Origin of the sequence: Paractinoplanes polyasparticus, from assembly GCF_019710575.1 — a bacterium.
GTDB classification, from domain to species: Bacteria; Actinomycetota; Actinomycetes; order Mycobacteriales; family Micromonosporaceae; genus Actinoplanes; species Actinoplanes polyasparticus.
The window spans coordinates 21,888-43,616 of the sequence record NZ_JAHWFK010000046.1; the positions used below are offsets into that span (position 1 = coordinate 21,888).

The following is a 21,729-nucleotide window of genomic DNA, read 5'->3' on the forward strand; positions in this document are numbered from 1 at the left end:
AAGAAGTTACCGGGCCGCCCCACGGTGCCGTCCGACGGGCATGTTGCCCCGTGACCTGGCCAGCTGGCCGCGGCGCCAACTGCCGACCGGGCGTTCGACCGGCACTGCCGAGACCGTGACCGGCGGCGCCACCAGCGCGGCCAGCTCGGGCGGGAGGTTTACCCAGTCATCACGGTGCACCGCGATGGCCGACAGGGCGACGGCGTCGGAGTCAGTCATTTCCGCCTCGTCGTGGAATGAGGTGTGCATCACCTCATCCAACGACGTGGCGGACCGGCCGGTAGCGCTTTCGCCGGGATCAGTCGAATACCGGACCGATGTCACGTGTGCGCTTGATCTCGTAGAAACCGGGAGTGCCGGCGACCAGCATCACGCCGTCCCACAGGCGGCCCGCGGCCTCGCCCTTGGGGGCCGGGGTGACGACCGGGCCGAAGAAGGCGATCTTCTCGTCGCCGCCGCCGGGGCCGGGCGCGTGGATGACCGGGGTGCCGACGTCCATCCCGACCGGCTTCATGCCCGCGTCGTGGCTGCCACGCAGCGCGTCGTCCCAGGCGTTGCTGCCGGCCGCGTCGGCCAGCGCCGGGTCGAGGCCGGCCTCGGTCAGCGCCTCGGTGTAGAGCTGCTCGCCGAACTCGTACTTGCGCAGGTGGATCCGGGTGCCGAGGGCGGTGTAGAGGTCGCGGAGCACCTGCGGGCCGGCGGCCTCCTCGGCGGCGATGCAGACCCGTACGGGACCCCAGGCCTTCTCGAGGAAGCTGGTGTACTCCGAAGGCAGGTCGCGGCCCTGGTTGAGCACGGCCAGGCTCATCACGTTGAACCGGATGTCGAGGGGGCGGACCTTCTCGACCTCCAGCAGCCAGCGCGAGGTAATCCAGGCCCAGGGGCAGGCGGGGTCGAACCACATGTCGACCGTGGCGCGTTCAGTCATGAGTCAGATACTCCTCCACGCAACTATCTGGTGTCGCTATCGCCGCGGGTTGTGGTCCGGGTGAGGTGGGACACCTCGCGTCCGCCTAGGCTGGCGGAGGAAAGCTTGTGCGCTCAGAGGAGAGTGGCTGTGGCCGGAGTTCGTAATTTGACCCAGGTGGAGGCGGCCGAGCGGGCACGCCTGCTGGAGGTCACCGGATACGACATCACCTTGGATCTGACCGACGGCTACGGCAATCCCGGCGACGGCACCTTCCGCTCCACCACGGTTGTGACGTTCACCTGCCGCGAGCCCGGTGCGGAAACCTTCATCGAGACCGCGGCCTCGTCGGTGCGGTCCGCGACCCTGAACGGCGAGCCGGTCGACCTGACCGGCTTCTCGGCCGAGAAGGGCCTGACCCTGACCGGCCTGGCCGCCGAGAACGAACTGGTGGTCGACGCCGACTTCTTCTACTCGGCCAGCGGCCAGGGCCTGCAGCGCAGCCTCGACCCGGTCGACAAAGAGGTCTACCTCTACAGCCAGTTCGAGACGGCCGACGCCCAGCGGGTCTACGCCTGCTTCGACCAGCCCGACCTCAAGAGCGTCTACACCTGGCACGCCACCGTGCCGAAGCACTGGAAGATCGTCTCGAACATGCCGGTCGAGCGGGACGAGGCGGCGGGCCCGGGCGCCAAGACGGTGCACTTCCAGCAGTCGCCGCGGATGAGCACCTACATCACCGCGATCTGCGCGGGGCCGTACCACGAGGTGCGCGACTCGCACGACGGCATCGATCTGGGCGTGTACTGCCGGGCCTCGATGGCTCAGTACCTCGACCCGGACGATCTGTTCCTGATCACCAAGCAGGGCTTCGACTTCTTCCACGAGCAGTTCGGCGTGCGCTACCCGCTGCCCAAGTACGACCAGCTCTGGGTGCCCGACTTCAACGCCGGCGCGATGGAGAACTTCGGCTGCGTCACGCACGCCGAGTCGCACTACATCTACCGCTCGCAGGTCACCGACTTCGAGTACGAGCAGCGCGCGAACACGATCCTGCACGAGATGGCCCACATGTGGTTCGGCGACCTCGTGACCATGCGCTGGTGGAACGACCTGTGGCTGAACGAGTCGTTCGCCGAGTGGGCCAGCCACTGGTGCAGCTCGCACGCCACCCGCTTCACCGACGCCTGGACGACCTTCCTGTCCGTGCGCAAGAGCTGGGGCTACCGCCAGGACCAGCTGTCCTCGACGCACCCGGTCTACACCGAGATGCCCGACCTCGAGGCCGTCGAGGTCAACTTCGACGGCATCACGTACGCCAAGGGTGCGAGCGTCGTCAAGCAGCTGGTCGCCTACGTCGGTGAGGATTCCTTCGTCGCCGGTCTGCGCGCCTACTTCGGCAAGCACGCGTGGGGCAACGCCACCTTCGACGACCTGCTCACCGAGCTCGAGACGGCGTCCGGCCGCGAGCTCCGCAAGTTCGCCGCCCAGTGGCTCGAGACGGCCCAGGTCAACACGCTGCGCCCGATCGTCGAGGTGGGACCGGACGGCGCCTACACCCGCGTGCTGGTGCACCAGGAGGCCCCGGCCGACTATCCGACGCTGCGCACCCACCGCATCGGGGTCGGCCTCTACGACCTCGAGGGGAAGCGGCTCGTGCGGCGCGACCTGCTCGAGATCGACGTGACCGGCGAGCGCACCGAGATCCCGGCGCTGGCGGGCGTCAAGGCGGCCGATGTCGTGCTGCTCAACGACGACGACCTGTCGTACACGAAGCTGCGGCTCGACGAGGGCTCGCTGGCCGTCGTGGTGCGGCACATCGACGGGCTCGACTCGTCGCTGTCGCGCGCGCTGGTCTGGAACGCGGCGTGGGACATGCTGCGCGACGGCGAGATGGCCACCCGCGACTACGTGACGCTGGTCTGCTCGGGCCTGCCCGCCGAGACCGACATCAACCTGACCACCTGGACGGCCCGGCAGGCGGCGACCGCCGTCGCGCAGTACGCCGACCCGGCCTGGACCTCCACGGGCTGGGCGCAGCTGGCCGAGCTGGCCCGCACGTCGCTGGCCGCGGCCGAGCCGGGCAGCGGCTGGCAGCTCAGCTGGGCCCGCTCGCTGATCACCGCCTCCCGCACGCCGGAGGAACAGGCCGTGCTGCGGGGCTGGCTCGACGGCAAGGGCGTGCCCGAGGGCCTGGTCGTCGACACCGAGCTGCGCTGGTCGCTGCTCCAGTCGCTGGCGTCGCTGGGCGCGGCCGGCGAGGAGGAGATCGAGAACGAGCTGAACTCCGACCGCACGGCCAGCGGCGAGCGGGAGGCGGCGATCGCCCGGGCGCTCATCCCCACCGCCGAGAACAAGGCCCGGGTGTGGGGCGAGCTGACCGGCGAGGCCGACCTGCCCAACTGGCTCAACCGCTCGTTGCTGAGCGGCTTCCAGAGCGCCAAGCAGACCGAGCTGACCGCGCCCTACGCCGAGAAGTACTTCGACGTGGTGGCCGACGTGTGGGCCCGCTCGGACAGCGAGCCGGCGCAGGAGTTCGTGCAGATGGGCTACCCGGTCTACCAGGTCAGCGAGCGCACGGTGGAACTCACCGACGCCTGGCTGGCCCGCGACGGGCACCCGGCCTCACTGCGGCGCCTGGTCGCCGAGGGCCGCGACGGCATCGTCCGCGCCCTCAAGGCCCGGGCGAAGGATGCCGCTGCGGCCAACTAGATCCACGCGGCCGGGGCTACTCGGACGGGATAGGGGGCGTCGAGCTTGACCGGCTCGGCGCCCTCGATGCTGTGCTGGGCCCGATAGCGGGCGGCGCCCAGCTCGTACGTCCGCAGCACTGGGCTCAGCCGGCCGGGCTCGACCCGCCAGAACGCCGGGATGCCGCCCTCGGCGTACAGCGAGGGCTTGAGCAGACGGTCGAAGCGGCGGGTGGCGCTCGTCTCGACCTCGACGACCAGAGCCACGTCGGCCGGGTCGCACCAGATCGCCCCGGACGAGCGGGGGCGCAGCACGGTGACGTCGGGCACCAAGTTGCTCTGGCCGATCTCGACGCCCAATCGGTCACAGACCCACCAGCCCGGCGGCGCGGCCGCGCGCAGGGTGGTGACGACCGCGCGCACCAGCGCCTCGTGCGACTCGGGCTCGGGCGGCGCGACATGCAGGCTGCCGTCGACGATCTCGTAGCGGTGACCGTCCTGCGGGAAGAGGTGCAGATCGGGCTCGGTCCACTGGCCGTCCGGCGTAGTCCACCGGGGCGGGCTGCTCGCCGCGGGACTCGTCATCACCACCCGGACCACCTCCGCGATGCCGCTTGCACGGGGTGATCAGCTTACCTACACAGTGTTGTTACCGCTCGGTTTCGGATTCCGCACAACGACGAGCGCCCCCGTCCCACCAGCGGCGGGGCGAGAGCGCTGTCCTAGATCTGACTAACTGCGACCCGCGTGGGTGGCCAACTGGTCGAGACCGGCGACGATGCCACCGGCCAGGTCGCCGCCCGCGAACGCGGCCGCCATGGACAGGCCGGCCAGCTTCGCGTCCCGGTCGGAGATGCGCTTGCGCGCCTCGTTGCCGGTGACGATCTCGAGCTTGCGTTGGTTGGGCGAGACCGCGATGAGCACGGCCCGGTCGGAGTTCTCGACCTGCTTGTGCAGCTTCTCGGCGAACTCGCGGGCCGGCGTCTCGAACTCGCCGAGGTAGACGCTGAAGGTCAGCCCCGTCTCGTCGTTGGCGACGCGCAGCGCGTGGTCGAGCCGGAGCAGCTGCCGGGTGGTGAAGGGACCGTCGGCGGCGTGGCTGTGGGCCACGATGGTGTCGCCGCCCGGGTGGTCGAGCTCGGTCAGGGGCTGGTCGTGCCCACCCTGAGCGGCCAGGTCACCAGCTGTCACTTGCGCCTCCTGTCGGACCGGCCTTGATCCGGGCGCCGGCGCTGTCTTCCAGCACGGGACCGGTGAGGGCGGCCTGGCCGTTCCCGCGGCCGGCCACGGCCGGCTGGTCGTGGCCGATGACCTGTTCCGGCGAGGCCAGGAACCAGATCGGCTGGAACGTGTACGGACGGCCCGGCCGGTAGCGGCGATCAGGCTTCTCGCTGCGGCCACCCGCCAAGACGAGCGCGGCCACCAGCGCGATCACACCCGCGGGAATGATCAGATAGATCAGCACGGTACTCAGAATCGACAACCTCAACGCCCCCAGGCGCCTGAATTCCCTGATGAAACGAACACCAGTCACGGTAGCGGAGCGACGGACATCCCGAGTCGCCGGGTCTCGTATAAGGCAGGTCTTCAGTCTGGTCAAGGGCGGGCGGCGGGCGGCCGGACGGGTCTCACGCCGTCGGGATCTACGCGGAATTGGCCGCGAGGTGCGAAAATCACCCACACGCGCCGTTCGTGCCCACGCGCCCTCGAACGGCAGGAGGGGGAATCGATGCGCTTGTCCGTCCCCGCCGCCCTGGCGGCGCTCGTCCTGGGCCTACCTGTCCTGTTCATCCCGATCTCGCCGGCCGAGTCGGCGGCGGCGGCCCGGGCCGCTGTCTTTCTCGAGTTGAGCCCGAGCACGGTCCCGGCGGGCGACGAGGTCGGACTCCGCGCCTCGTGTGACGACAATCTCAAGGCAGCGACGGTCAACTCGGGGCTGTTCGGCACGGTCACGGTGGCGCCGCGCTACGGCTTCCTGACCGCGACCGCGCGGGTGCCCTCGAGCACTCGCCCCGGCGACTACCGGATCGACCTGCGTTGCCCCGACGGCGCCACGGCGTCGGCCACGCTGCACGTGGTGGCCAAGGTGCAGCCGGCCCGCGGTCCGGCCACCGGTGCGGGCGGTACCGCCCCGGGGCGCGGCGCGCCGATGTTGATCGGCAGCGGCCTCGCCGTCATCGCGGCGGCCATCGGGCTCGGCGTGGTCGCGCTGCGCCGGCGGCGGCTCGGCTGAGGCCCGCATGGCCAGCCGACAGCCGCCCCCGGTGAGAGGGCCTCGCATGCCCGAGTCGGTGCTGCGCAAGCGCCCGGCCCAGATCGTCGCTCCGCCGCCCGGCACCATCACGGGGCCGCTGCCGCCCCCGCCCCGCACCCGCGGCCGCCCTCCCTTTCGCGCACCCAGCCCCCGCCCGCAACCCCGGCAGCCGCCCCGGCCCATGCGCGGCAAGAAGCCGTGGCCGATCGGCCTGATCGCGCTCGCCCTGCTTTTCCTCGGCCTGTTCGTGGTCGCCATGGGCCTGGGGGCGGCCACCAACCTCGACCTGACCGGACTGTTCGGCGGTTCGGCGAAGAACCAGGCCCCGCCGCGGGCGTTCCCGGTGCTCGACCCGAGCCGGCCCGAGCGGCTGAGCATCCCGGCCATCAACGTGCGGGCCCCGATCCTCGAGGTGGGGCTGGCCTCGGACGGGTCGGTCGGGGTGCCGCCGCTCAAGCGGCACAACGAGGCCGGCTGGTTCGACGGCGGGCCCACCCCGGGACAGTTCGGGCCGGCCCTGATCGTCGGGCACGCGGACACGCGTACGGGCCCCTCGGTCTTCCACGGCCTGCCGAAGCTCAAGCCGGGCCAGCGTATCGAGGTGACCCGGGCCGACAACTCGGTCGCCGTCTTCGAGGTGAACTCGGTCGAGCACTTCGACAAGGGCAAGCTGCCGGTGCAGCGGGTCTACGGCGACTACAGCCGGCCGTCACTGCGCCTGGTGACCTGCGGCGGCCGCTGGGTCGGCGGCAGCACGGGCTATTCCGACAACATCGTGGTCTTCGCGTCCCTGGTCTCCGCGAAGAAGACCTAGAAACAATCAAGCCGCCTCAGCCGTGACGGCCGGGGCGGCAGGTAGGTCGAGCCAGTCGGCCCAACGGGGATCGGGCGTGCGGTGTCCGAGCACCCGCCAGGCCACCCCCCGGGGCGCGGCTGGTATCTGGTGGAGCCGCCAGCCGAGCTCGGCCGGGGTCTTGTCGCCCTTGCTGTGGTTGCACTTGGCGCAGGCCGCCACGACGTTGTCCCACGCGTGCAGGCCGCCGCGACTGCGCGGGAACACGTGGTCGATGGTCTCGGCCGAACCGCGGCAGTAGGCGCACCGGCCCCCGTCACGCGCGAAGATCGCCCGGCGGGAGAGGCCGACATGCGTACGGTACGGAACCTTCACGTACCTCGTCAGGCGGACCACGGACGGGACGGGAAGGGTGGTGTGCACACTGTGCAGCAGGCCGTCACCGTCGGAGACGCACTCGGCCTTGGCCGTCAGCACCAGGATGGTCGCCCGACGCACAGATACGACGCACAGCGGCTCGTAGGTGGCGTTCAGAACCAACGCGGATGAGCCCACTGTAGGTCGTATGTCAGGCATCGCTGTCACCCTTCGGGGTTGGCGCTTGTCACCGCTCCTGATGCTTTTGCTTGGTCGAATACTGCCCGTGGTCTGGTAGCGAGGCCTCGACGACGAGGTCCCGTGCGCCAATAGTCCCTGATGGATGACCAAATTGCGAGCACAATCCGTGGCCGGACGGTAAACGTCTGAGGTCACAGCGCTGAGTGGTGGCTGAGAGCCGGCCCGTCCCCGCCCGGTACGGTGGCTTCCCGTGTTGTTGCTAGCCCCCAACCCCGGTCCGAGCTCGCCCACCCCCACCGACTACTTCCAGTCGCCCGACGTGTCCGCGATCTGCGACACCGACGTCGTCTGCAGCCGGGTCTTCGAGTGGACGAACAACCAGTGGCTCGCCAACAGCAGCTACGTGATCATCGTGAAGCCGCTGCGGATCATCGGCATCATCCTGATCGCGATGCTCATCCGGTGGCTGCTGCACCGCGCGATCGACCGCCTGACCCACACCTCGAGCCGCGCCTCGATGCCGGCCCTGCTGCGCCCGCTGCGCGAGAAGGTCACGGCCACGGCCGAGGACGGTCAGTTCATCCCCGAGCGCCGGCGGCAACGGGCCGAGGCGATCGGGTCGGTGCTGCGCAGCTTCGTGAGCGCCGTGGTGTTCACGATGGCCGCCCTGCTGGTCTTCGGTGAGCTCGGCTTCAACCTCGGGCCGCTGCTGGCCAGCGCCGGCATCGTCGGCGTGGCCCTCGGCTTCGGCGCCCAGAGCCTGGTCAAGGATCTGATCGCCGGCCTCTTCATGCTGCTCGAGGACCAGTACGGCGTGGGCGACACGGTCGACGTGGGCGAGGCGACCGGCGTGGTCGAAACCGTCGGCCTGCGCATCACCACCATCCGCGACGCGCGTGGGGTGCTCTGGTACATCCGCAACGGCGAGATCGTCCGGGTCGGCAACAAGAGCCAGGGCTGGGCCATGGTCGTGATCGACATCCCGATCGGCTTCGTCAACTCCGAGCAGGCCATCGCCGTCCTGCGCGAGGCGGCCCAGGCCGTCGCCGAGCTGCCCGACCACCAGACCGAGTTCCTGGAGCCGCCCGACGTGGTCGGGGTCGAGCAACTGACCGTCGACGGCGCGACGATCCGGACGATCGCCAAGACCACCGCCGACGGCCAGGTGACCGTCCAGCGGGAGCTGCGGCGGGCCCTGACCGAGGCGCTCGAGGCCTCCGGGCTCTCCGAGCGCATCGCCGCCTCTCGATTGCTGCCGCGGGGTGCGGTGCCTCCGGCGTACCTCGGGAATTCGGGGAACGATCAGCAGCCGGGCGGGGCGAGCTGAGCTGGGATTAGTTCTTCCGGGTGATGTCCGGCCTCGACCGAATGGCCGACAATCCGCCCGTACGCCCTAGCATCGGCTCGGACGATCGGGCAGAATCCGCTTGAGCATTCGCACATGCGGCATCACGTTCCCGTCGGGCGCCGGCCCCGCGCGGGCGTGCCCCGGTGACCGTCTGAACAGGCGGAATGCCGAGATCGATGGAGGGCCTGGTGTCCGAAGACCCGGATGCGCGCACGGCAGCCAGTGCCGACGCGCCTACGGAGAGCGAGCGGCTGATCACGTTTCGTGATCTCTTTGCCATCCGCGAATACCGGGCGCTCTACCTTTCCCTGGTCACCAACTGGGTCGGCGACTATCTGGCCCGGGCCGCCATCACCGTCCTGGTCTACGAGCAGAGCCAGTCGGTGCTGCTGTCGGCGGCAGCCTTCGCGGTGACGTTCCTGCCCTGGGTCATCGGTGGCACCGTGCTCTCGGCACTGGTCGAGCGCTACCCCTACCAGCGGGTGCTGATCGCCGCCGACATCTATCGCATGGTGCTCATCACGCTGTTGCTGATCCCGCACATGCCGATCCCGGTCATGCTGCTGATCGTCTTCCTGGCTGCCCTCGGCACCCCACCCACCCAGGCCGCCCGCTCGGCGTTGCAGCCGCTGGTGGTGGGGCGCGAGATGCTGCCCATCGCGGTCGCCACCAACGCCACCAGCGTGCAGGCCGCTCAGGTCTTCGGCTACCTGGCCGGCGCCGCCCTGGCCACCGCGATCAACCCGCAGGTGGCCCTGATCATCGACGTGATCACCTTCGCCGTCTCGGCCCTGCTGATCGCGATCCGGGTGCGGCCCCGGCCGGCCGCGCACAACCGCGCCGAGCGACGCCACCTGCTGCGCGAGTCGGCCGAGGGTTACCGCCTGGTGTTCGGCTCGACCACGTTGCGGTCCATCGCGATCATGGTCTTCGTTCTCACCATGTTCGCGATCGTGCCCGAGGGGCTGGCCGCCGCCTGGGCCGCCGAGGGCGACTCCGACCCGGCTGCCCGCGGCCTCAACCAGGGCCTGATCATGGCGGCCGGGCCGATCGGCTTCGTGGTCGGCGGCCTGCTGATCAACCGGCTCGCCGGGCCCGCCCTGCGCGACCGGCTGGTGCGACCGCTCGCCGTGCTGTCAGCGCTCGCGCTGGTGCCGGCGCTCGCCGCCCCGCCGGCGCCGATCGTCGCCATCATGGTGGCCCTGTCCGGCATCGCCCAGGGCGGCGTGGTGCCCACCCTCAACGGCAAGTTCGTGCTGATCCTGCCGCACGGCTACCGCGCCCGCGCGTACGGCGTGATGCAGACCGGCCTCCAGTTCAGTCAGTTCGGCGCCGTGATGGTCACCGGCCTGCTCGCCGACCACTTCCGGCTGCCGGCGGTGGTCGGCCTGTGGAGCGTGGGCGGCACGGTCGCGCTGACACTCCTGGCATACCGGTGGCCCAGCTCCGCCACCTTCGCCGCCGCCACCGACGCGGCCGCCGAGAGCCAGCCCCCACCACCGCCGCCGGCCCCGGTCGCCCCCGTCGCGCCACCCGCGCCGCCCCGGCCGGCGGTGGCGACGACAAGCGTCACACCCGAGCGACAGTGACCGCGGCGGTCGCCGCTCCTTACACCTGGCAGGATGGACAGGTGACCGCACCGACCTTCTTCGACGCCGTCGGCGGCGAACCCACGTTCCGGCGCCTCGTCGATCGCTTCTACGAGGGCATCGCCGACGATCCGCTGCTGCGGCCGATGTACCCCGAGGGCGATCTCGCGCCCGCCGCCGAGCGGATGACGCTGTTCCTCATGCAGTACTGGGGCGGCCCCAACACCTACTCGGCGACGCGCGGACACCCCCGCCTGCGCATGCGGCACGCCCCCTTCGTCGTGGACGCCGCCGCCCGCGACGCCTGGCTGACCCACATGCGCGCCGCCGTCGATTCCCTCGAGCTCCCCCAGCCCCTGCACGACCAGCTGTGGGACTACCTGGAACGCGCCGCGTACTTCATGGTCAACGCCTGAGCGAGCCGGGCTGATCGTTTCCGGCGGCGCGGCTAGGTCGTTGAGCGGGTGACCAACCCGCCCATCACCTGTTAATTCGGGTATAACGACCAGGAGCTCCGCCATGCGCCGCCGCCTGCTCGCCGCCGCCACCGTCGCCGCCGCCGTCGTGGCGTGCGCGCACCCCGCCGCGGCTGACATGGCCCACTCCACCGTGGTGTCCCCCAACCCCGTCGACTTCACCCCGCACGTGCTGGACGGGACCGTCTGGTCGATGGCCGTGGTCGGTGACACCGTCGTCGTCGGCGGCGCGTTCACCAAGGTCACCGACGCCGCCCGGCGGACCACCCTCGCCCGCAAGAACCTCTTCGCGTACGGCCTGCGTGACGGCGCCATCCGCACCTTCGCCCCACGGGTCGACGGCGCTGTCTACTCCCTCGCGCCCGGCGCCGACGGCACGGTGTACGCCGGTGGCGCCTTCAAGACCGTGAACGGCGCCGCCCAGCGCGGCATCACCAAGCTGACGCTCGGCGGCCAGCGGGTCAGCGCCTTCACCGCCCGGATCGGGTGGGGCGACGTGCGGGCCGTCCAGGCGCGCGGTTCACGGCTGTACGCGGCCGGGACGTTCCAGAACATCAACGGCGTCAACCGGGCCGGGCTGGCCCGTCTCAGCTCGGCCACGGGGGCGGTGGACTCCGGCTTCGACGCCCGCCTGAGCGCCCCCGGTCTCAGCCGCACCCGGGTCGAGCACTTCGACATCTCACCCGACGGCCGGAAGCTGGTCGCGGTGGGCGCCCTGCTGCGGGCGAGCGGCTACGACCGCACGCAGATCGCGATGTTCGACGTGGCCGGCCCGTCAGCTCAGCTGACCAGCTGGTACACCGACGCCTACAAGCCGCAGTGCATGAAGGGCTTCGACACGTACCTGCGGCAGGTCAAATTCTCACCCGACGGCTCCTACATCGTGGTCGCCGCGACCGGCCGCGCGTCCTCGCCCGACCGGCTCTGCGACTCGGCGGCCCGCTTCGAGACCGGCGGCACCGGGCGGCACAACCCGACGTGGGTGCAGCGCACCGGCGGTGACTCGCTCTACGCGGTCGCGGTGACAGGCTCGGCTGTGTACCTCGGCGGGCACCAGCGCTACTTCGACAACCCGCACGGCACCGACGACAAGGGGCCGGGGCCGGGCGCTGTCTCGCGGGTGGGCATCGGGGCGGTCAGCCCGAGCACGGGGCGCGCCCTCTCCTGGAACCCGACCCGCAAGCGCGGCGTGGGCGTCCGGGTCTTCGTCGCCACCCCGCAGGGCCTGCTCGTCGGCTCCGACACCGACCAACTCGGCAAGGAGTACCACGGCCGGATCGGCATGTTCCCGCTCTAAGCCCAGCCCTCAACCCCGACGCCCTATTTATACGGGAGCCACCACTGATGTGAGCGACCCGCGATTTGCCCGTCGATGAGATGACGTGCGGTTTTCCGCCGCCGCAAACCCCGCGGCGTCGAAAAACCGCACGTCATCTCATCGGCCTCCTGGGGCAAATCGCCGCGGAGCGAAGCGGAGCCTTATAACAGCGCGCCCTCGTCGTGTAGCCAGTCGACGAAGCTTGTGGCTACTGCTGCGCCGCAGTCCAGTAGTTCTGTCAAGAGGGCGTCGTGGGTGCCTGCGGCCAGGGGGACCTGTAGTTCTGCGTATATGGGTAGCTGGCCACGTTCTGTGGGGTCGCCCACGTAGGCCTTGCAGAAGCGGCGGGTGTGGTTCCACTCGTTGACCACGCGGTAGGCGCGGTCGGCCCAGTCGGGTGGGACCGTTGAGTGCGGGCGGGCGCGCATGACGAGAATTTCGTCGTCGGGGCCCTCCAGCGTGAACAGCACCGCGTGTCGTTCCCACATCGCCAGCAGGCTTCCGCCGCCGTCGGCCAGGAACCGGATGTCGAGCAGATCGAGCGCCTTGCCGATGCGCGTGAGCGTCACCGGAGAGACGACCTCGGGCTCGTCGGTTGCGGCGCCTTCCACCGGGACCGGCAGCCGGCTCGGCTCACGCTGCGCGGGAACACCGACACGCAGAGTGCCGCGCGCCGCCGAATCATCCTCGGCCTCCGGCGCGTTACTTGCCGCCGAGCCCGGACGCCATGACCACCACGGCATCTTTGTGCACCTCACTCCCCAGCGAACCCACTGCCGGACGTAGCGAGTGGATCCGAGGGCCGACGGTACCCGTACCGGTCGCGGAGGTCATCCCCCCAACGGGAGGGCGGGACCGCTCGTACGACCATGCATCACCCTTTCGGGTGACCACCTATAGGCATTACGGTCAATTTCTTGACCGCCTGTAGCCACGCCACTCCATATGGTGCCGAAAGGCCCACCCAGTTCCCCGCCACGCGCACCCGCGTATCCGGAGCCTCAGTCTCCCCCGGACCGAGGAAACCCATCCGGGAGATCGCCTGAACGAGTCGCTGGGAGACCTCCACCGAGCGACCGGTGGGTGAGGTGACGACGAGCGCCACGTGGTCGAGCAGAGCATCCCGGACGGCCCGCTGCCCCACCGAACGGCCCGCCAGCCCACCCGCCGAGACCTCGCGCAGGGTGCCGGCCGCGGCCTCGGCCAGCCGGCTCAACTCGGCGCCGGAGACCGCCTCGACCGTCTCACCGCCCGGCGGGGGCAGCGGCCAGCGCCAGTCGGCATCCCGCAGCGTGGGCAACTCGTCGCCGCCGCGGGCCAGCACGTCGAGCAGCTGACCGGCGGCCACCGTGGCATCGCCCGGACCGTGCCCGGCCACCTCACGGGTGACCAGCACCTCCCACGGCAACTTGCCCCAGAGGGCGACCCGCCCGCCGGTGTTGCGCAACCGCACGGGGGCCGCGGGGTCGAGCCGGGTCAGCCGGGCCAGGAAGGCGCCGGCGTCGGGGACCCCGAGCAGCCCGTGCGCGCTCATGACTCGAGGTAGGGCCGCAGGAACTCGCGCTCGGCCTCACTGAGCCGGCGCGGGTGGCCGTTGGCCAGGTTGTACGGCACGCAGACCGACCTGGCCCGGCTGGCCAGCACGTCGTCGTCGAACAGTTCATAGGCGACGGTGAACGAGGCCGCGCGCTGCTCGCAGATCCACATCTCGATGCGCACCGGGTCTCCATAGTCGACCGGGCGCAGGTAGTCGACCTCGTGGCGGGCGATGACGATGCCCTCCTCGAACGAGCCCAGCCCGTGCTCGCGCGCGCCGACGAAGAACATGGCAACGCGCGCCTCCTCGTAGAGAGTGAGGAAGCGCGCGTTGTTCACGTGCCCGTACGCGTCCATGTCGGACCAGCGCACGGGCACAGTGTGGACGAATCGCTTCATGAGCCCTTTTCCGGGGTTTTCCGCCGCGGGGCCGGCTCAGTCACGCGTCAGCTTGCGGTACGTGACGCGGTGCGGGCGGGCGGCCTCGGCGCCGAGACGTTCGACCTTGTTCTTCTCGTACGCCTCGAAGTTGCCCTCGAACCAGAACCACTTGTCGGGGTCCTCGTCGGTGCCCTCCCACGCGAGCATGTGGGTCGCCACCCGGTCGAGGAACATCCGGTCGTGGGAGATGACCACGGCGCAGCCCGGGAACTCGAGCAGCGCGTTCTCCAGGCTGCCCAGGGTCTCGACGTCGAGGTCGTTGGTCGGCTCGTCGAGCAGGATCACGTTGCCGCCGATCTTCAGCGTCAGCGCGAGGTTGAGCCGGTTGCGCTCGCCACCGGAGAGCACCTTGACCGGCTTCTGCTGGTCGGGACCCTTGAACCCGAAGGCCGCGACGTACGCCCGGGACGGCATCTCGACCTTGCCGACCATGAGGTGGTCGAGACCGTCGGAGACGACCTCCCACACCGTCTGGGGCCCCTGCAGGCCTTCACGGCTCTGGTCCACGTACGACAGCTTGACGGTCTCACCGACCCGGACCGTGCCCTCGTCGGGCTGCTCGAGCCCGACGATGGTCTTGAACAGCGTGGTCTTGCCGACGCCGTTGGGGCCGATGATGCCGACGATGCCGTTGCGGGGCAGCGAGAACGACAGGTGGTCGATGAGCGTACGGCCGTCGAAGCCCTTGGTCAGGTCCTTCGTCTCGATGACCGTGCTGCCCAGACGCGGGCCCGGCGGGATCTGGATCTCCTCGAAGTCCAGCTTGCGGGTCTTCTCGGCCTCGGTCGCCATCTCGTCGTACCGGTCGAGGCGGGCCTTGCTCTTGGTCTGGCGGGCCTTGGCGTTCGACCGCACCCACTCGAGCTCCTCGGTGAGGCGCCGCTTGAGCTTGGCGTCCTTGCGACCCTCGACGGCCAGGCGCTGGGCCTTCTTGTCGAGGTAGGTCGAGTAGTTGCCCTCGTACGGGTAGGCGCGCCCGCGGTCGAGCTCGAGGATCCAGTTGGCCACGTTGTCCAGGAAGTACCGGTCGTGCGTGATGGCGATGACGGTGCCGGCGTACTTGGCCAGGTGCTGCTCCAGCCAGCTCACGCTCTCGGCGTCGAGGTGGTTGGTGGGCTCGTCGAGCAGCAGCAGGTCGGGCGCCTCGAGCAGCAGCTTGCACAGCGCGACCCGGCGGCGCTCACCACCGGAGAGCTGGGTGACGTCGGCGTCCGGGGGCGGGCAGCGCAGCGCGTCCATCGCCAGCTCGAGCTGGGCGTCGAGGTCCCAGGCGTTGACGTTGTCGAGCTGCTCCTGCAGCTTGCCCATCTCTTCCATGAGCTCGTCGGTGTAGTCGGTCGCCATCTCTTCGGCGATCTTGTTGAACCGGTCGAGCTTGGCCTTGGTCTCGGCCACCGCTTCCTCGATGTTGCCGAGGACGGTCTTGGACTCGTTGAGCGGGGGTTCCTGGGCCAGCATGCCGACGGTGTAGCCGGGCATCAGGCGGGCCTCGCCGTTGCTCAGCGTCTCGATTCCCGCCATGACCTTGAGCAGCGTCGACTTACCGGCGCCGTTGGGGCCGACGACGCCGATCTTGACGCCCGGCAGGAAGTTCAGGGTCACGTTGTCGAGCACGACCTTGTCGCCGTGCGCTTTGCGCGCCTTCTCCAGGACGTAAATGAACTGGGCCACGGTGCGCCCTACCTCCGTGATCGATGATTTCGTGCCGGCTCAGCGCTGGATCAGCGCCGGATGAGTTGCAGAATGCAGGGGCAATCTTTCCAGGTCGCCCACCGGCCTCTGTTAACAACCCCTCGACCGTACGGGGGATTCCCGGTCAACCGGCGCGGCGGGCCGCATTCCGCTGGGGCTTGCGCTGCGGCTTGCCCTCGACCTTGGCGAAGGTCAGCTCGAACAGGCTGGGTGTGATCACGAACCGATTGCCCCGCTGGTCGTACACCTCGTACGTGTCGGTGCCGACCTTGCGCACATTCTTCAGGAAGAGCCCGTTGTCGCCCTCGACCAGCTTGGCGTCGATGCCGCCGGTCTTGCCCTGGTAGTAGAGCGCGCCCTTGGCATCCGTGCAGATCCAGTAGGTGCTGTCGTTGTCGGTGTATATCTTGAGCACCTGCCAGAGATCGCCGTCGAGCCCGACCTTCCGCGCGGTGTCCAGCGTCTCCTCCGGGCAGAAGTCGCCGGGCGGTGTGAAAGCGGGCGACGGGGATGGCGACTGCTGGTCACCGGAAATCTGGCCGCCGCCGTTCGCGCGCTGCACGTCGCGCTGGCGCTCACCCAGGACGAAGCCCCCCGTCATAGCCATGATCGTCAAGAAAACCGTGGCAATGACCACAGGGAAGAAGATCGGCCGCCGGGGCGGGGAAAGATCAGCGGACGGTGTCACGCGCCCAGGATGGCACCCGGCCGCCAGCGCAGTCCACGACGGCGGGCTCGAGACTGGGCACGCCTCGTGCTGCTACGCACAGTAGGCTCACAAGTGGGAACAGAAACGACCCGGAGGTGCACTCAGCGTGGCCGAACGAAGTTCCTTCGTCGTAGTCGCCAACCGCTTGCCCGTCGATGAAGTCACCACCCCGGACGGGGAGCGCCAGTGGCGTACCAGTCCGGGCGGCCTGGTCACCGCCCTTCATCCGGTGCTGACCGAGCACGGCGGCACGTGGATCGGGTGGGCCGGCGGCACCGGCGAGGCGCCCGAGCCGTTCGACCTCGAGGGCATCCACATCCATCCGGTGCCGCTCAGCGCCGACGAGCTGGAGCGCTACTACGAGGGCCAGTCCAACGCGACGATCTGGCCGCTCTACCACGACGCCGTCGAGACGCCGGTGTACAAGCGTCGCTGGCGTGAGGCCTACCGCTCGGTCAACCAGCGCTTCGCCCAGGCCGCAGCCGAGGTCGCGGCCGACGGCGCCACCGTCTGGGTGCAGGACTACCAGCTCCAGCTGGTGCCGGCCATGCTGCGTGAGCTGCGCCCCGACCTCAAGATCGGGTTCTTCCTGCACATCCCGTTCCCGCCGATCGAGCTGTTCATGCAGATGCCGTTCCGGGCCGAGGTGCTGCGCGGGCTGCTCGGCGCCGACCTGGTGGGCTTCCAGCAGCGGCTGGCCGCTCAGAACTTCGTACGCCTGGCCCGGCACCTGCTCGGGCTCCGCTACGAAGGCCAGTCGATCCAGGTCGACGGGCGCAAGGTCAAGGCGGGCGCCTTCCCGATCAGCATCGACACCCGCGAGATGGAACGGCTGGCGGCCGACCCCAAGGTGCAGGCGCGGGCCAAAGAGATCCGGGCCGAGCTGGGCGATCCCAAAACGATCATCCTGGGCGTCGACCGGCTCGACTACACCAAGGGCATCGAGCTGCGCCTCAAGGCCTTCCGTGAGCTGCTCGCCGACGGCAAGCTCAAGGTCGGCGACGCGGTGATGGTGCAGGTGGCCACGCCCAGCCGGGAACGCGTCGAGCACTACCAGTCGCTGCGGGTCAAGGTCGAGCGCGAGGTCGGGCGGATCAACGGCGAGTTCGGCCGGGTCGGCGTGCCCGCGGTCCACTATCTGCACCAGTCGTACAGCAAGCAGGAACTGGCCGCGTTGTACGTCGCGGCCGACGTCATGATGGTGACCCCGCTCCGCGACGGCATGAACCTGGTGGCCAAGGAATACGTCGCCTGCCGGGCCGACACCGGCGGTGCGCTGGTGCTCAGCGAGTTCGCGGGGGCGGCGACCGAGATGCGCCAGTCGTTCCTGTGCAACCCGCACGACCCCGACGGCGTGAAGGACGCGCTGATGCGGGCCGTCGCCGCCGAGCCGGCCGAGCTGAAGCGGCGGATGCGGGTGATGCAGCGCCACCTGCGTACGCACGACGTAGCCCAGTGGGCGCAGACGTTCCTCGAGGCGCTCGAGGTGGCGGCCGAGGGCCGCGCCCCGGAGCCGGCGGAGGCTCAGTCCACGTAGAGGCAGAACGGGTGACCGGCCGGGTCAAGGAAGACCCGGACGTTCTCCTGGGGCTGGAAGTCGGCGAGCGTGGCACCGGCCTTCGTGGCGTGTTCGCACGCCGCTTCCAGATCCTCGACCCGGATGTCCAGGTGCATGCTCATCTGCGGCTGCCCGGGCTGGGCGGGCCACACCGGCCGCGCGTACTGCTTCTCGGTCTGGAAGGAGAGGCCGGCGCCGCCGCCGGGAGCGCCGAGCACCACCCAGTCGTCCTCCTCCTGGGTTGCGCTCCACCCGAGGAGCCGCCGATAGAAGCCGGCCAGCTCGCGAGCATCGGGCGCGTCCAACACCGTCGCGGTCAAGGTGATCTGCGGCCGTCCGTCCATGACGAACGACCTACCCAGACAGTGACGCTTCTATACCGCTGCGTCGACCACGTCTCCGATCACCACGACGGCCGGTGGGCGGATGCCGGCCTCGGCGACCGCGCCGGCGACCGCGCCGAGAGTGCTGCGCAGCAAACGCTGGTGACTGGTCGAGCCTTCCTGCACCACGGCGGCGGGGGCCTCGGAGGGCTTCCCATCGGCGAGGAGCTGGGCGGCGATCCTGCCCAGGTTCTTCAGGCCCATGAGTACGACCAAGGTGCCACGCAGCTGGGCCAGGGCCGGCCAGTTGACCAGTGAGTCGGGGTGGCCGGGCGGGATGTGCCCGCTCACGACGGTGAACTCGTGCGCGACGCCGCGGTGGGTGACCGGGATGCCGGCCAGTGCGGGCGCGGCGATCGAACTGGTCACGCCGGGCACGACGAGCACGGGGACGCCGGCCTCGGCGCACGCGATCGCCTCTTCGCCGCCGCGGCCGAAGACGAACGGGTCGCCGCCCTTGAGCCGCACCACGAACTTTCCCTCGAGGGCGCGCTCGACGAGGATGCGGTTGATCTCTTCCTGAGCCGCGGCCGGCCCGTACGGGATCTTGGCCGCGTCGACGAACTCGACCTCGGGCCGCAGGTCGCCCAGCAGCAGGCCGGGCACGAGCCGGTCGGCCACCACCACGTCGGCCGCGGCCAGCAGCCGGCGGCCCTTCACGGTGATCAGTTCCGGGTCGCCGGGACCGGCGCCGACCAGGGCGACGCCCTTGTGCTCGGGTGCGGCGGGCGGGCTGCTCTCGAGGGCGTGCGCGACCAGGTCGCGTACGGCCATCGCGCGCCGCCGGTCGCCGCCGTCGGTGACCGCGACGGTGACCTGGCCGTGCCGGGTGACGGCCGGCGTCCAGGCCGTCGCCGCCTCACGGTCGTCGGCCCGGACGCAGAACACCCGCCGCTGCTCGGCGGCCGCGCTGACCTGCTCGGCGGCGGCCGGGTCGTCGATGGCGACGTGCACCAGCCAGGCGCCGTCGACGTCGGCCGGCTCGAACCGGCGGGCACTCCAGGCGGCCCGGCCCGCGTCGACCTGGCCGCGCAGGGCCGGGGTCAGCTCGGGCGACACGATCTCGACCACGGCCCCCGCGGCCAGCAGGGCCGGCATCCGGCGCGTGGCCACCGCGCCGCCGCCGACCACCAGCACCCGGCGGCCGGCCAGCTTGAGACCGAGGGGATAGACGTTGCTCACTTCTCCGACACTCCCGCCGAGTCGAACGTGGCGACCTCGTGCAGCACGCGTACGGCGGCCGTGACGACCGGCAGCGCGAGCGCGGCGCCGCTGCCCTCCCCCAGACGCATGCCCAGATCCAGCAGGGGCTCGAGGCCGAGGTGGGCCAGCGCGACGGTGGCGCCGGGCTCGGCCGAGCGGTGACCGGCAACCATCGCGGCCACGGCGTCGGGCGCGAACGCGGCTGCGGCCAGGGCGGCCGACGCGGCGATCACGCCGTCGATGATCACGGGCACCCGGTGCGCGGCCGCGCCCAGGATGAAGCCCGTCAGCGCCGCGTGCTCGAGGCCGCCGACGGCGGCCAGCACGCCGAGCGGGTCGGCCGGGTCGGGCCGGTGCAGGGCCAGCGCCCGCCCGACGATCTCCACCTTGTGCTCGAGCGTCGCGTCGTCGATGCCGGTGCCGCGGCCGGTGGCGGCGGCCGGGCCGGCGCCGGTGAAGGCGGCGATCAGGGCGGCCGCGGGGGTCGTGTTGGCGATCCCCATGTCGCCGGTGAGCAGGCACTTCGCGCCGGATTCGACGAGCGCGGCGGCGACACCGAGGCCGACCTCGACCGCGGCCCGGGCCTCGTCGCGGGTCAGCGCCGGGCCCACCGAGAGATCGCGGGTGCCCCGGCGGACGTTCGCGTCGAGCAGGGTGGCCCCACCGTGCAGCGGAATGGCCACGCCGACATCGACCACCATGACGTCGGCCCCCGCCTGCCGGGCGAACGTGTTGACGACCGCGCCCCCGGCCACGAAGTTCGCGACCATCTGGGCCGTGACCTCCTGCGGCCACGGGGTGACGCCCTGGGCGTGCACGCCGTGGTCCCCGGCGAAGACCGCGACGGTGGCTGGGGTGGGCAGCGGGGGCGGGCAGACCCCGGCCAGGCCGGCCAGCCGCACCGAGAGCTCCTCGAGCGCGCCCAGCGAGCCGGCCGGCTTGGTCAGCCGCGCCTGGAGGTCGCGGGCGGCGGCCATGGCCACCTCGTCGGCGGGCCGGACGGCGGCGATCGTCGCGTCCAGGGCCTGTTTCGCACCAGGGGTGGGAGCGAGGCGCGGTCCAGATTTCGTCTGGTGGTGGCCCGCGGAAGTCCGGCTCCCGGTGTTGGAACCGGGCTTTCGCGGGACGCCGCCAGGCGGGATCTGGGCCTCGTCGCAGCCCCGCCCCTGGTGCGAAACAGACCCTGGATCGGCGGTCACGGGCGCTCCTCGAGTACGGCGGTCAGAACGTCGACGAATGCGTCGGTAGTGGCAGTGTCGCGCACCGCGATGCGCAGCCAATCGGGGCCCAGGCCGGGAAAGGTGTCGCCACGGCGGACGGCATAGCCCCGTTCACGCAGCTCAACGCGGGCCTTGTCGGCGCCGGGAAAGCGTACGGCCACGAACGCGGCGGCCGGATCGCCGGCGACCGTGAGGTTCGGCACGTGCCGCAGCCGTCGCACCAGATGATCGCGCTCCGCGGCCAGCCGGGCTGCGATCTCGCGTTCCGCGGCCACCGCGACCGGGCCGGCGCAGGCGGTGGCCGCGGCGAGCGCGGGCGTCGAGACTGCCCAGAGCGGTTGCGCGGCGGCCAGCCGCGGCAGCAGATCGGCCGGGCCCAGCAGGTAGCCGATGCGCAGGCCGGCCAGACCCCAGGTCTTGGTCAGGCTGCGCAGCACGACCAGGCCCGGAAGGTCGCGCCGGCCGGCCAGCGATTCGGGCTCGCCCGGAACCCCCGCGCGGTACGTCGTGTCGGAGAACGCCTCGTCGACGACGAGCACGCGGCCGGGCCGGGCCAGCGCGGCGATCTCGCTCGCCGGGTGCAACACCGAGGTCGGGTTGGTGGGGTTGCCGACGAAGACCAGGTCCGAGTCGGCCGGTACGAGCGTGGGGTCGAGCCGGAAGCCGTCCTCCGCCCGCAGCAGCACCCGCTCGACCGGGTGACCGGCGTTGCGCAGCGCGGCCTCGGGCTCGGTGAACTGCGGGTGCACGACCACAGCGCGGCGGGCTCCGCGCAGCGCCTGGGCCAGCACCACGAAGGCCTGGGCGGCGCCGGCCGTCAGCAGGACCTCAGCCGGATCCCGGCCGTGCCGCGCGGCCACGGCCGCGGTGGCGTCGGCAGCGTCGGGGTAGGCCGCGAGATCGTCCAACGAGGCTCGCAGCGGCGCCGACAACCAGGCCGGCATGGGCTCGCGGCGCACGTTGACCGCCAGATCGACGAGGCCGGCGCCCACCTCCGTGTCGCCGTGGTGGCCGAGGTCGATCGTCATGGCATCAGAATGCCCGACCCGATCGG

At 70.9% G+C, this 21,729-nt stretch carries 23 protein-coding genes; 8 read left to right on the plus strand and 15 right to left on the minus strand.

Annotated features, from left to right (window positions below):
* Nucleotides 1-6: 6 nt before the first annotated feature.
* Nucleotides 7-219 carry a hypothetical protein gene (locus KXC43_RS38285; RefSeq protein WP_221381130.1) on the minus strand — a complete coding sequence of 71 codons (213 nt, stop codon included), beginning with the start codon at nucleotides 217-219 and terminating at the stop codon, nucleotides 7-9.
* 79 nt (nucleotides 220-298) lie between these two features.
* Nucleotides 299-928 carry a mycothiol-dependent nitroreductase Rv2466c family protein gene (locus tag KXC43_RS38290; protein WP_221381131.1) on the minus strand — a complete coding sequence of 210 codons (630 nt, stop codon included), beginning with the start codon at nucleotides 926-928 and terminating at the stop codon, nucleotides 299-301.
* 129 nt (nucleotides 929-1,057) lie between these two features.
* On the opposite strand from KXC43_RS38290, the gene pepN reads away from it, so the two are divergent.
* The gene (gene pepN, locus KXC43_RS38295) at nucleotides 1,058-3,619 is read left to right on the plus strand and encodes an aminopeptidase N (protein ID WP_221381132.1); all 2,562 of its coding nucleotides are present in this window, start codon (nucleotides 1,058-1,060) and stop codon (nucleotides 3,617-3,619) included.
* On the opposite strand, the gene KXC43_RS38300 is transcribed toward pepN, so the two are convergent.
* From KXC43_RS38300 to ctaJ, 3 genes are all read right to left on the minus strand, one after another.
* A complete protein-coding gene (locus tag KXC43_RS38300; protein WP_221381233.1) occupies nucleotides 3,616-4,182 on the minus strand; it encodes a Uma2 family endonuclease in 567 nt (188 codons plus the stop codon). The two genes, pepN and KXC43_RS38300, sit on opposite strands and share 4 nt — an antisense overlap.
* A 147-nt stretch (nucleotides 4,183-4,329) precedes the next feature.
* The gene (locus KXC43_RS38305) at nucleotides 4,330-4,710 is read right to left on the minus strand and encodes a DUF5130 family protein (RefSeq protein WP_221381234.1); all 381 of its coding nucleotides are present in this window, start codon (nucleotides 4,708-4,710) and stop codon (nucleotides 4,330-4,332) included.
* 64 nt (nucleotides 4,711-4,774) lie between these two features.
* Nucleotides 4,775-5,062 (minus strand): aa3-type cytochrome oxidase subunit CtaJ, encoded by a 288-nt coding sequence (ctaJ, locus tag KXC43_RS38310; protein ID WP_308129449.1) that lies wholly within the window; start codon nucleotides 5,060-5,062, stop codon nucleotides 4,775-4,777.
* Between the two features lie 264 nt (nucleotides 5,063-5,326).
* Between ctaJ and KXC43_RS38315 the strand changes: the two genes are divergently transcribed.
* Nucleotides 5,327-5,830, plus strand: coding sequence for a hypothetical protein (locus tag KXC43_RS38315; protein WP_221381134.1), 504 nt, complete (start codon nucleotides 5,327-5,329; stop codon nucleotides 5,828-5,830).
* 46 nt (nucleotides 5,831-5,876) lie between these two features.
* Nucleotides 5,877-6,665 carry a class F sortase gene (locus tag KXC43_RS38320; RefSeq protein WP_255645563.1) on the plus strand — a complete coding sequence of 263 codons (789 nt, stop codon included), beginning with the start codon at nucleotides 5,877-5,879 and terminating at the stop codon, nucleotides 6,663-6,665.
* Between the two features lie 6 nt (nucleotides 6,666-6,671).
* On the opposite strand, the gene KXC43_RS38325 is transcribed toward KXC43_RS38320, so the two are convergent.
* Nucleotides 6,672-7,220 (minus strand): HNH endonuclease, encoded by a 549-nt coding sequence (locus tag KXC43_RS38325; protein WP_221381136.1) that lies wholly within the window; start codon nucleotides 7,218-7,220, stop codon nucleotides 6,672-6,674.
* A gap of 232 nt (nucleotides 7,221-7,452) precedes the next feature.
* Here KXC43_RS38325 and KXC43_RS38330 point away from each other — a divergent pair, with 232 nt between their 5' ends.
* From KXC43_RS38330 to KXC43_RS38345, 4 genes are all read left to right on the plus strand, one after another.
* Nucleotides 7,453-8,529, plus strand: coding sequence for a mechanosensitive ion channel family protein (locus KXC43_RS38330; protein WP_221381137.1), 1,077 nt, complete (start codon nucleotides 7,453-7,455; stop codon nucleotides 8,527-8,529).
* A 209-nt stretch (nucleotides 8,530-8,738) separates the two neighbouring features.
* On the plus strand, nucleotides 8,739-10,139 hold the full coding sequence (locus KXC43_RS38335; protein WP_221381138.1) for an MFS transporter: 1,401 nt from the start codon (nucleotides 8,739-8,741) through the stop codon (nucleotides 10,137-10,139).
* Nucleotides 10,136-10,555: a globin gene (locus tag KXC43_RS38340; protein WP_438870940.1), complete on the plus strand. Its 420-nt coding sequence runs from the start codon at nucleotides 10,136-10,138 to the stop codon at nucleotides 10,553-10,555. The genes KXC43_RS38335 and KXC43_RS38340 overlap by 4 nt, the downstream gene beginning before the upstream one ends.
* Nucleotides 10,556-10,658: 103 nt before the next feature.
* Nucleotides 10,659-11,912, plus strand: a complete 1,254-nt coding sequence (locus KXC43_RS38345; RefSeq protein WP_221381140.1) for a delta-60 repeat domain-containing protein — start codon at nucleotides 10,659-10,661, stop codon at nucleotides 11,910-11,912.
* Between the two features lie 182 nt (nucleotides 11,913-12,094).
* Here the strand turns inward: KXC43_RS38345 and KXC43_RS38350 are convergent, their stop codons facing one another.
* From KXC43_RS38350 to KXC43_RS38370, 5 genes are all read right to left on the minus strand, one after another.
* Nucleotides 12,095-12,676 (minus strand): type III secretion system chaperone family protein, encoded by a 582-nt coding sequence (locus KXC43_RS38350; RefSeq protein ID WP_221381141.1) that lies wholly within the window; start codon nucleotides 12,674-12,676, stop codon nucleotides 12,095-12,097.
* Between the two features lie 131 nt (nucleotides 12,677-12,807).
* Complete coding sequence (locus tag KXC43_RS38355; protein ID WP_221381142.1) at nucleotides 12,808-13,467, minus strand: DUF8185 domain-containing protein; 660 nt, start codon at nucleotides 13,465-13,467, stop codon at nucleotides 12,808-12,810.
* Nucleotides 13,464-13,868 carry an acyl-CoA thioesterase gene (locus tag KXC43_RS38360; protein WP_221381143.1) on the minus strand — a complete coding sequence of 135 codons (405 nt, stop codon included), beginning with the start codon at nucleotides 13,866-13,868 and terminating at the stop codon, nucleotides 13,464-13,466. Before KXC43_RS38360 ends, KXC43_RS38355 begins: the two co-directional genes overlap by 4 nt.
* A 36-nt stretch (nucleotides 13,869-13,904) precedes the next feature.
* Nucleotides 13,905-15,581: an energy-dependent translational throttle protein EttA gene (gene ettA / locus KXC43_RS38365; RefSeq protein ID WP_221381144.1), complete on the minus strand. Its 1,677-nt coding sequence runs from the start codon at nucleotides 15,579-15,581 to the stop codon at nucleotides 13,905-13,907.
* A 145-nt stretch (nucleotides 15,582-15,726) separates the two neighbouring features.
* Nucleotides 15,727-16,209 carry a hypothetical protein gene (locus KXC43_RS38370; protein WP_221381145.1) on the minus strand — a complete coding sequence of 161 codons (483 nt, stop codon included), beginning with the start codon at nucleotides 16,207-16,209 and terminating at the stop codon, nucleotides 15,727-15,729.
* Nucleotides 16,210-16,417: 208 nt separating this feature from the next.
* Here KXC43_RS38370 and KXC43_RS38375 point away from each other — a divergent pair, with 208 nt between their 5' ends.
* Nucleotides 16,418-17,848, plus strand: coding sequence for an alpha,alpha-trehalose-phosphate synthase (UDP-forming) (locus KXC43_RS38375; RefSeq protein WP_221381146.1), 1,431 nt, complete (start codon nucleotides 16,418-16,420; stop codon nucleotides 17,846-17,848).
* Here the strand turns inward: KXC43_RS38375 and KXC43_RS38380 are convergent.
* The 4 genes from KXC43_RS38380 to cobC all read right to left on the minus strand — a co-directional run bounded on the left by KXC43_RS38380 (nucleotide 17,836) and on the right by cobC (nucleotide 21,703).
* Nucleotides 17,836-18,213, minus strand: coding sequence for a VOC family protein (locus KXC43_RS38380; protein WP_221381147.1), 378 nt, complete (start codon nucleotides 18,211-18,213; stop codon nucleotides 17,836-17,838). The two genes, KXC43_RS38375 and KXC43_RS38380, sit on opposite strands and share 13 nt — an antisense overlap.
* A 30-nt stretch (nucleotides 18,214-18,243) precedes the next feature.
* Complete coding sequence (gene cobA, locus KXC43_RS38385) at nucleotides 18,244-19,434, minus strand: uroporphyrinogen-III C-methyltransferase (RefSeq protein WP_221381148.1); 1,191 nt, start codon at nucleotides 19,432-19,434, stop codon at nucleotides 18,244-18,246.
* Nucleotides 19,431-20,477 carry a nicotinate-nucleotide--dimethylbenzimidazole phosphoribosyltransferase gene (cobT, locus tag KXC43_RS38390; protein ID WP_221381235.1) on the minus strand — a complete coding sequence of 349 codons (1,047 nt, stop codon included), beginning with the start codon at nucleotides 20,475-20,477 and terminating at the stop codon, nucleotides 19,431-19,433. The genes cobA and cobT overlap by 4 nt, the downstream gene beginning before the upstream one ends.
* 173 nt (nucleotides 20,478-20,650) lie before the next feature.
* Nucleotides 20,651-21,703, minus strand: coding sequence for an Rv2231c family histidinol phosphate aminotransferase CobC (cobC, locus tag KXC43_RS38395; protein ID WP_221381149.1), 1,053 nt, complete (start codon nucleotides 21,701-21,703; stop codon nucleotides 20,651-20,653).
* Between the last annotated feature and the right edge of the window lie 26 nt (nucleotides 21,704-21,729).

Bases quoted from the DNA above. Each gene is read 5' to 3' on its own strand.
- KXC43_RS38290 (WP_221381131.1), bottom strand. From the start codon at position 928: ATGACTGAACGCGCCACGGTCGACATGTGGTTCGACCCCGCCTGCCCC.
- KXC43_RS38320 (WP_255645563.1), top strand. From the start codon at position 5,877: ATGCCCGAGTCGGTGCTGCGCAAGCGCCCGGCCCAGATCGTCGCTCCG.
- KXC43_RS38370 (WP_221381145.1), bottom strand. From the start codon at position 16,209: ATGGCTATGACGGGGGGCTTCGTCCTGGGTGAGCGCCAGCGCGACGTG.
- KXC43_RS38350 (WP_221381141.1), bottom strand. From the start codon at position 12,676: ATGCCGTGGTGGTCATGGCGTCCGGGCTCGGCGGCAAGTAACGCGCCG.
- KXC43_RS38345 (WP_221381140.1), top strand. From the start codon at position 10,659: ATGCGCCGCCGCCTGCTCGCCGCCGCCACCGTCGCCGCCGCCGTCGTG.
- KXC43_RS38315 (WP_221381134.1), top strand. From the start codon at position 5,327: ATGCGCTTGTCCGTCCCCGCCGCCCTGGCGGCGCTCGTCCTGGGCCTA.
- KXC43_RS38360 (WP_221381143.1), bottom strand. From the start codon at position 13,868: ATGAAGCGATTCGTCCACACTGTGCCCGTGCGCTGGTCCGACATGGAC.
- KXC43_RS38380 (WP_221381147.1), bottom strand. From the start codon at position 18,213: ATGGACGGACGGCCGCAGATCACCTTGACCGCGACGGTGTTGGACGCG.
- cobC (WP_221381149.1), bottom strand. From the start codon at position 21,703: ATGACGATCGACCTCGGCCACCACGGCGACACGGAGGTGGGCGCCGGC.
- KXC43_RS38300 (WP_221381233.1), bottom strand. From the start codon at position 4,182: ATGACGAGTCCCGCGGCGAGCAGCCCGCCCCGGTGGACTACGCCGGAC.
- KXC43_RS38285 (WP_221381130.1), bottom strand. From the start codon at position 219: ATGACTGACTCCGACGCCGTCGCCCTGTCGGCCATCGCGGTGCACCGT.
- KXC43_RS38325 (WP_221381136.1), bottom strand. From the start codon at position 7,220: ATGCCTGACATACGACCTACAGTGGGCTCATCCGCGTTGGTTCTGAAC.
- KXC43_RS38355 (WP_221381142.1), bottom strand. From the start codon at position 13,467: ATGAGCGCGCACGGGCTGCTCGGGGTCCCCGACGCCGGCGCCTTCCTG.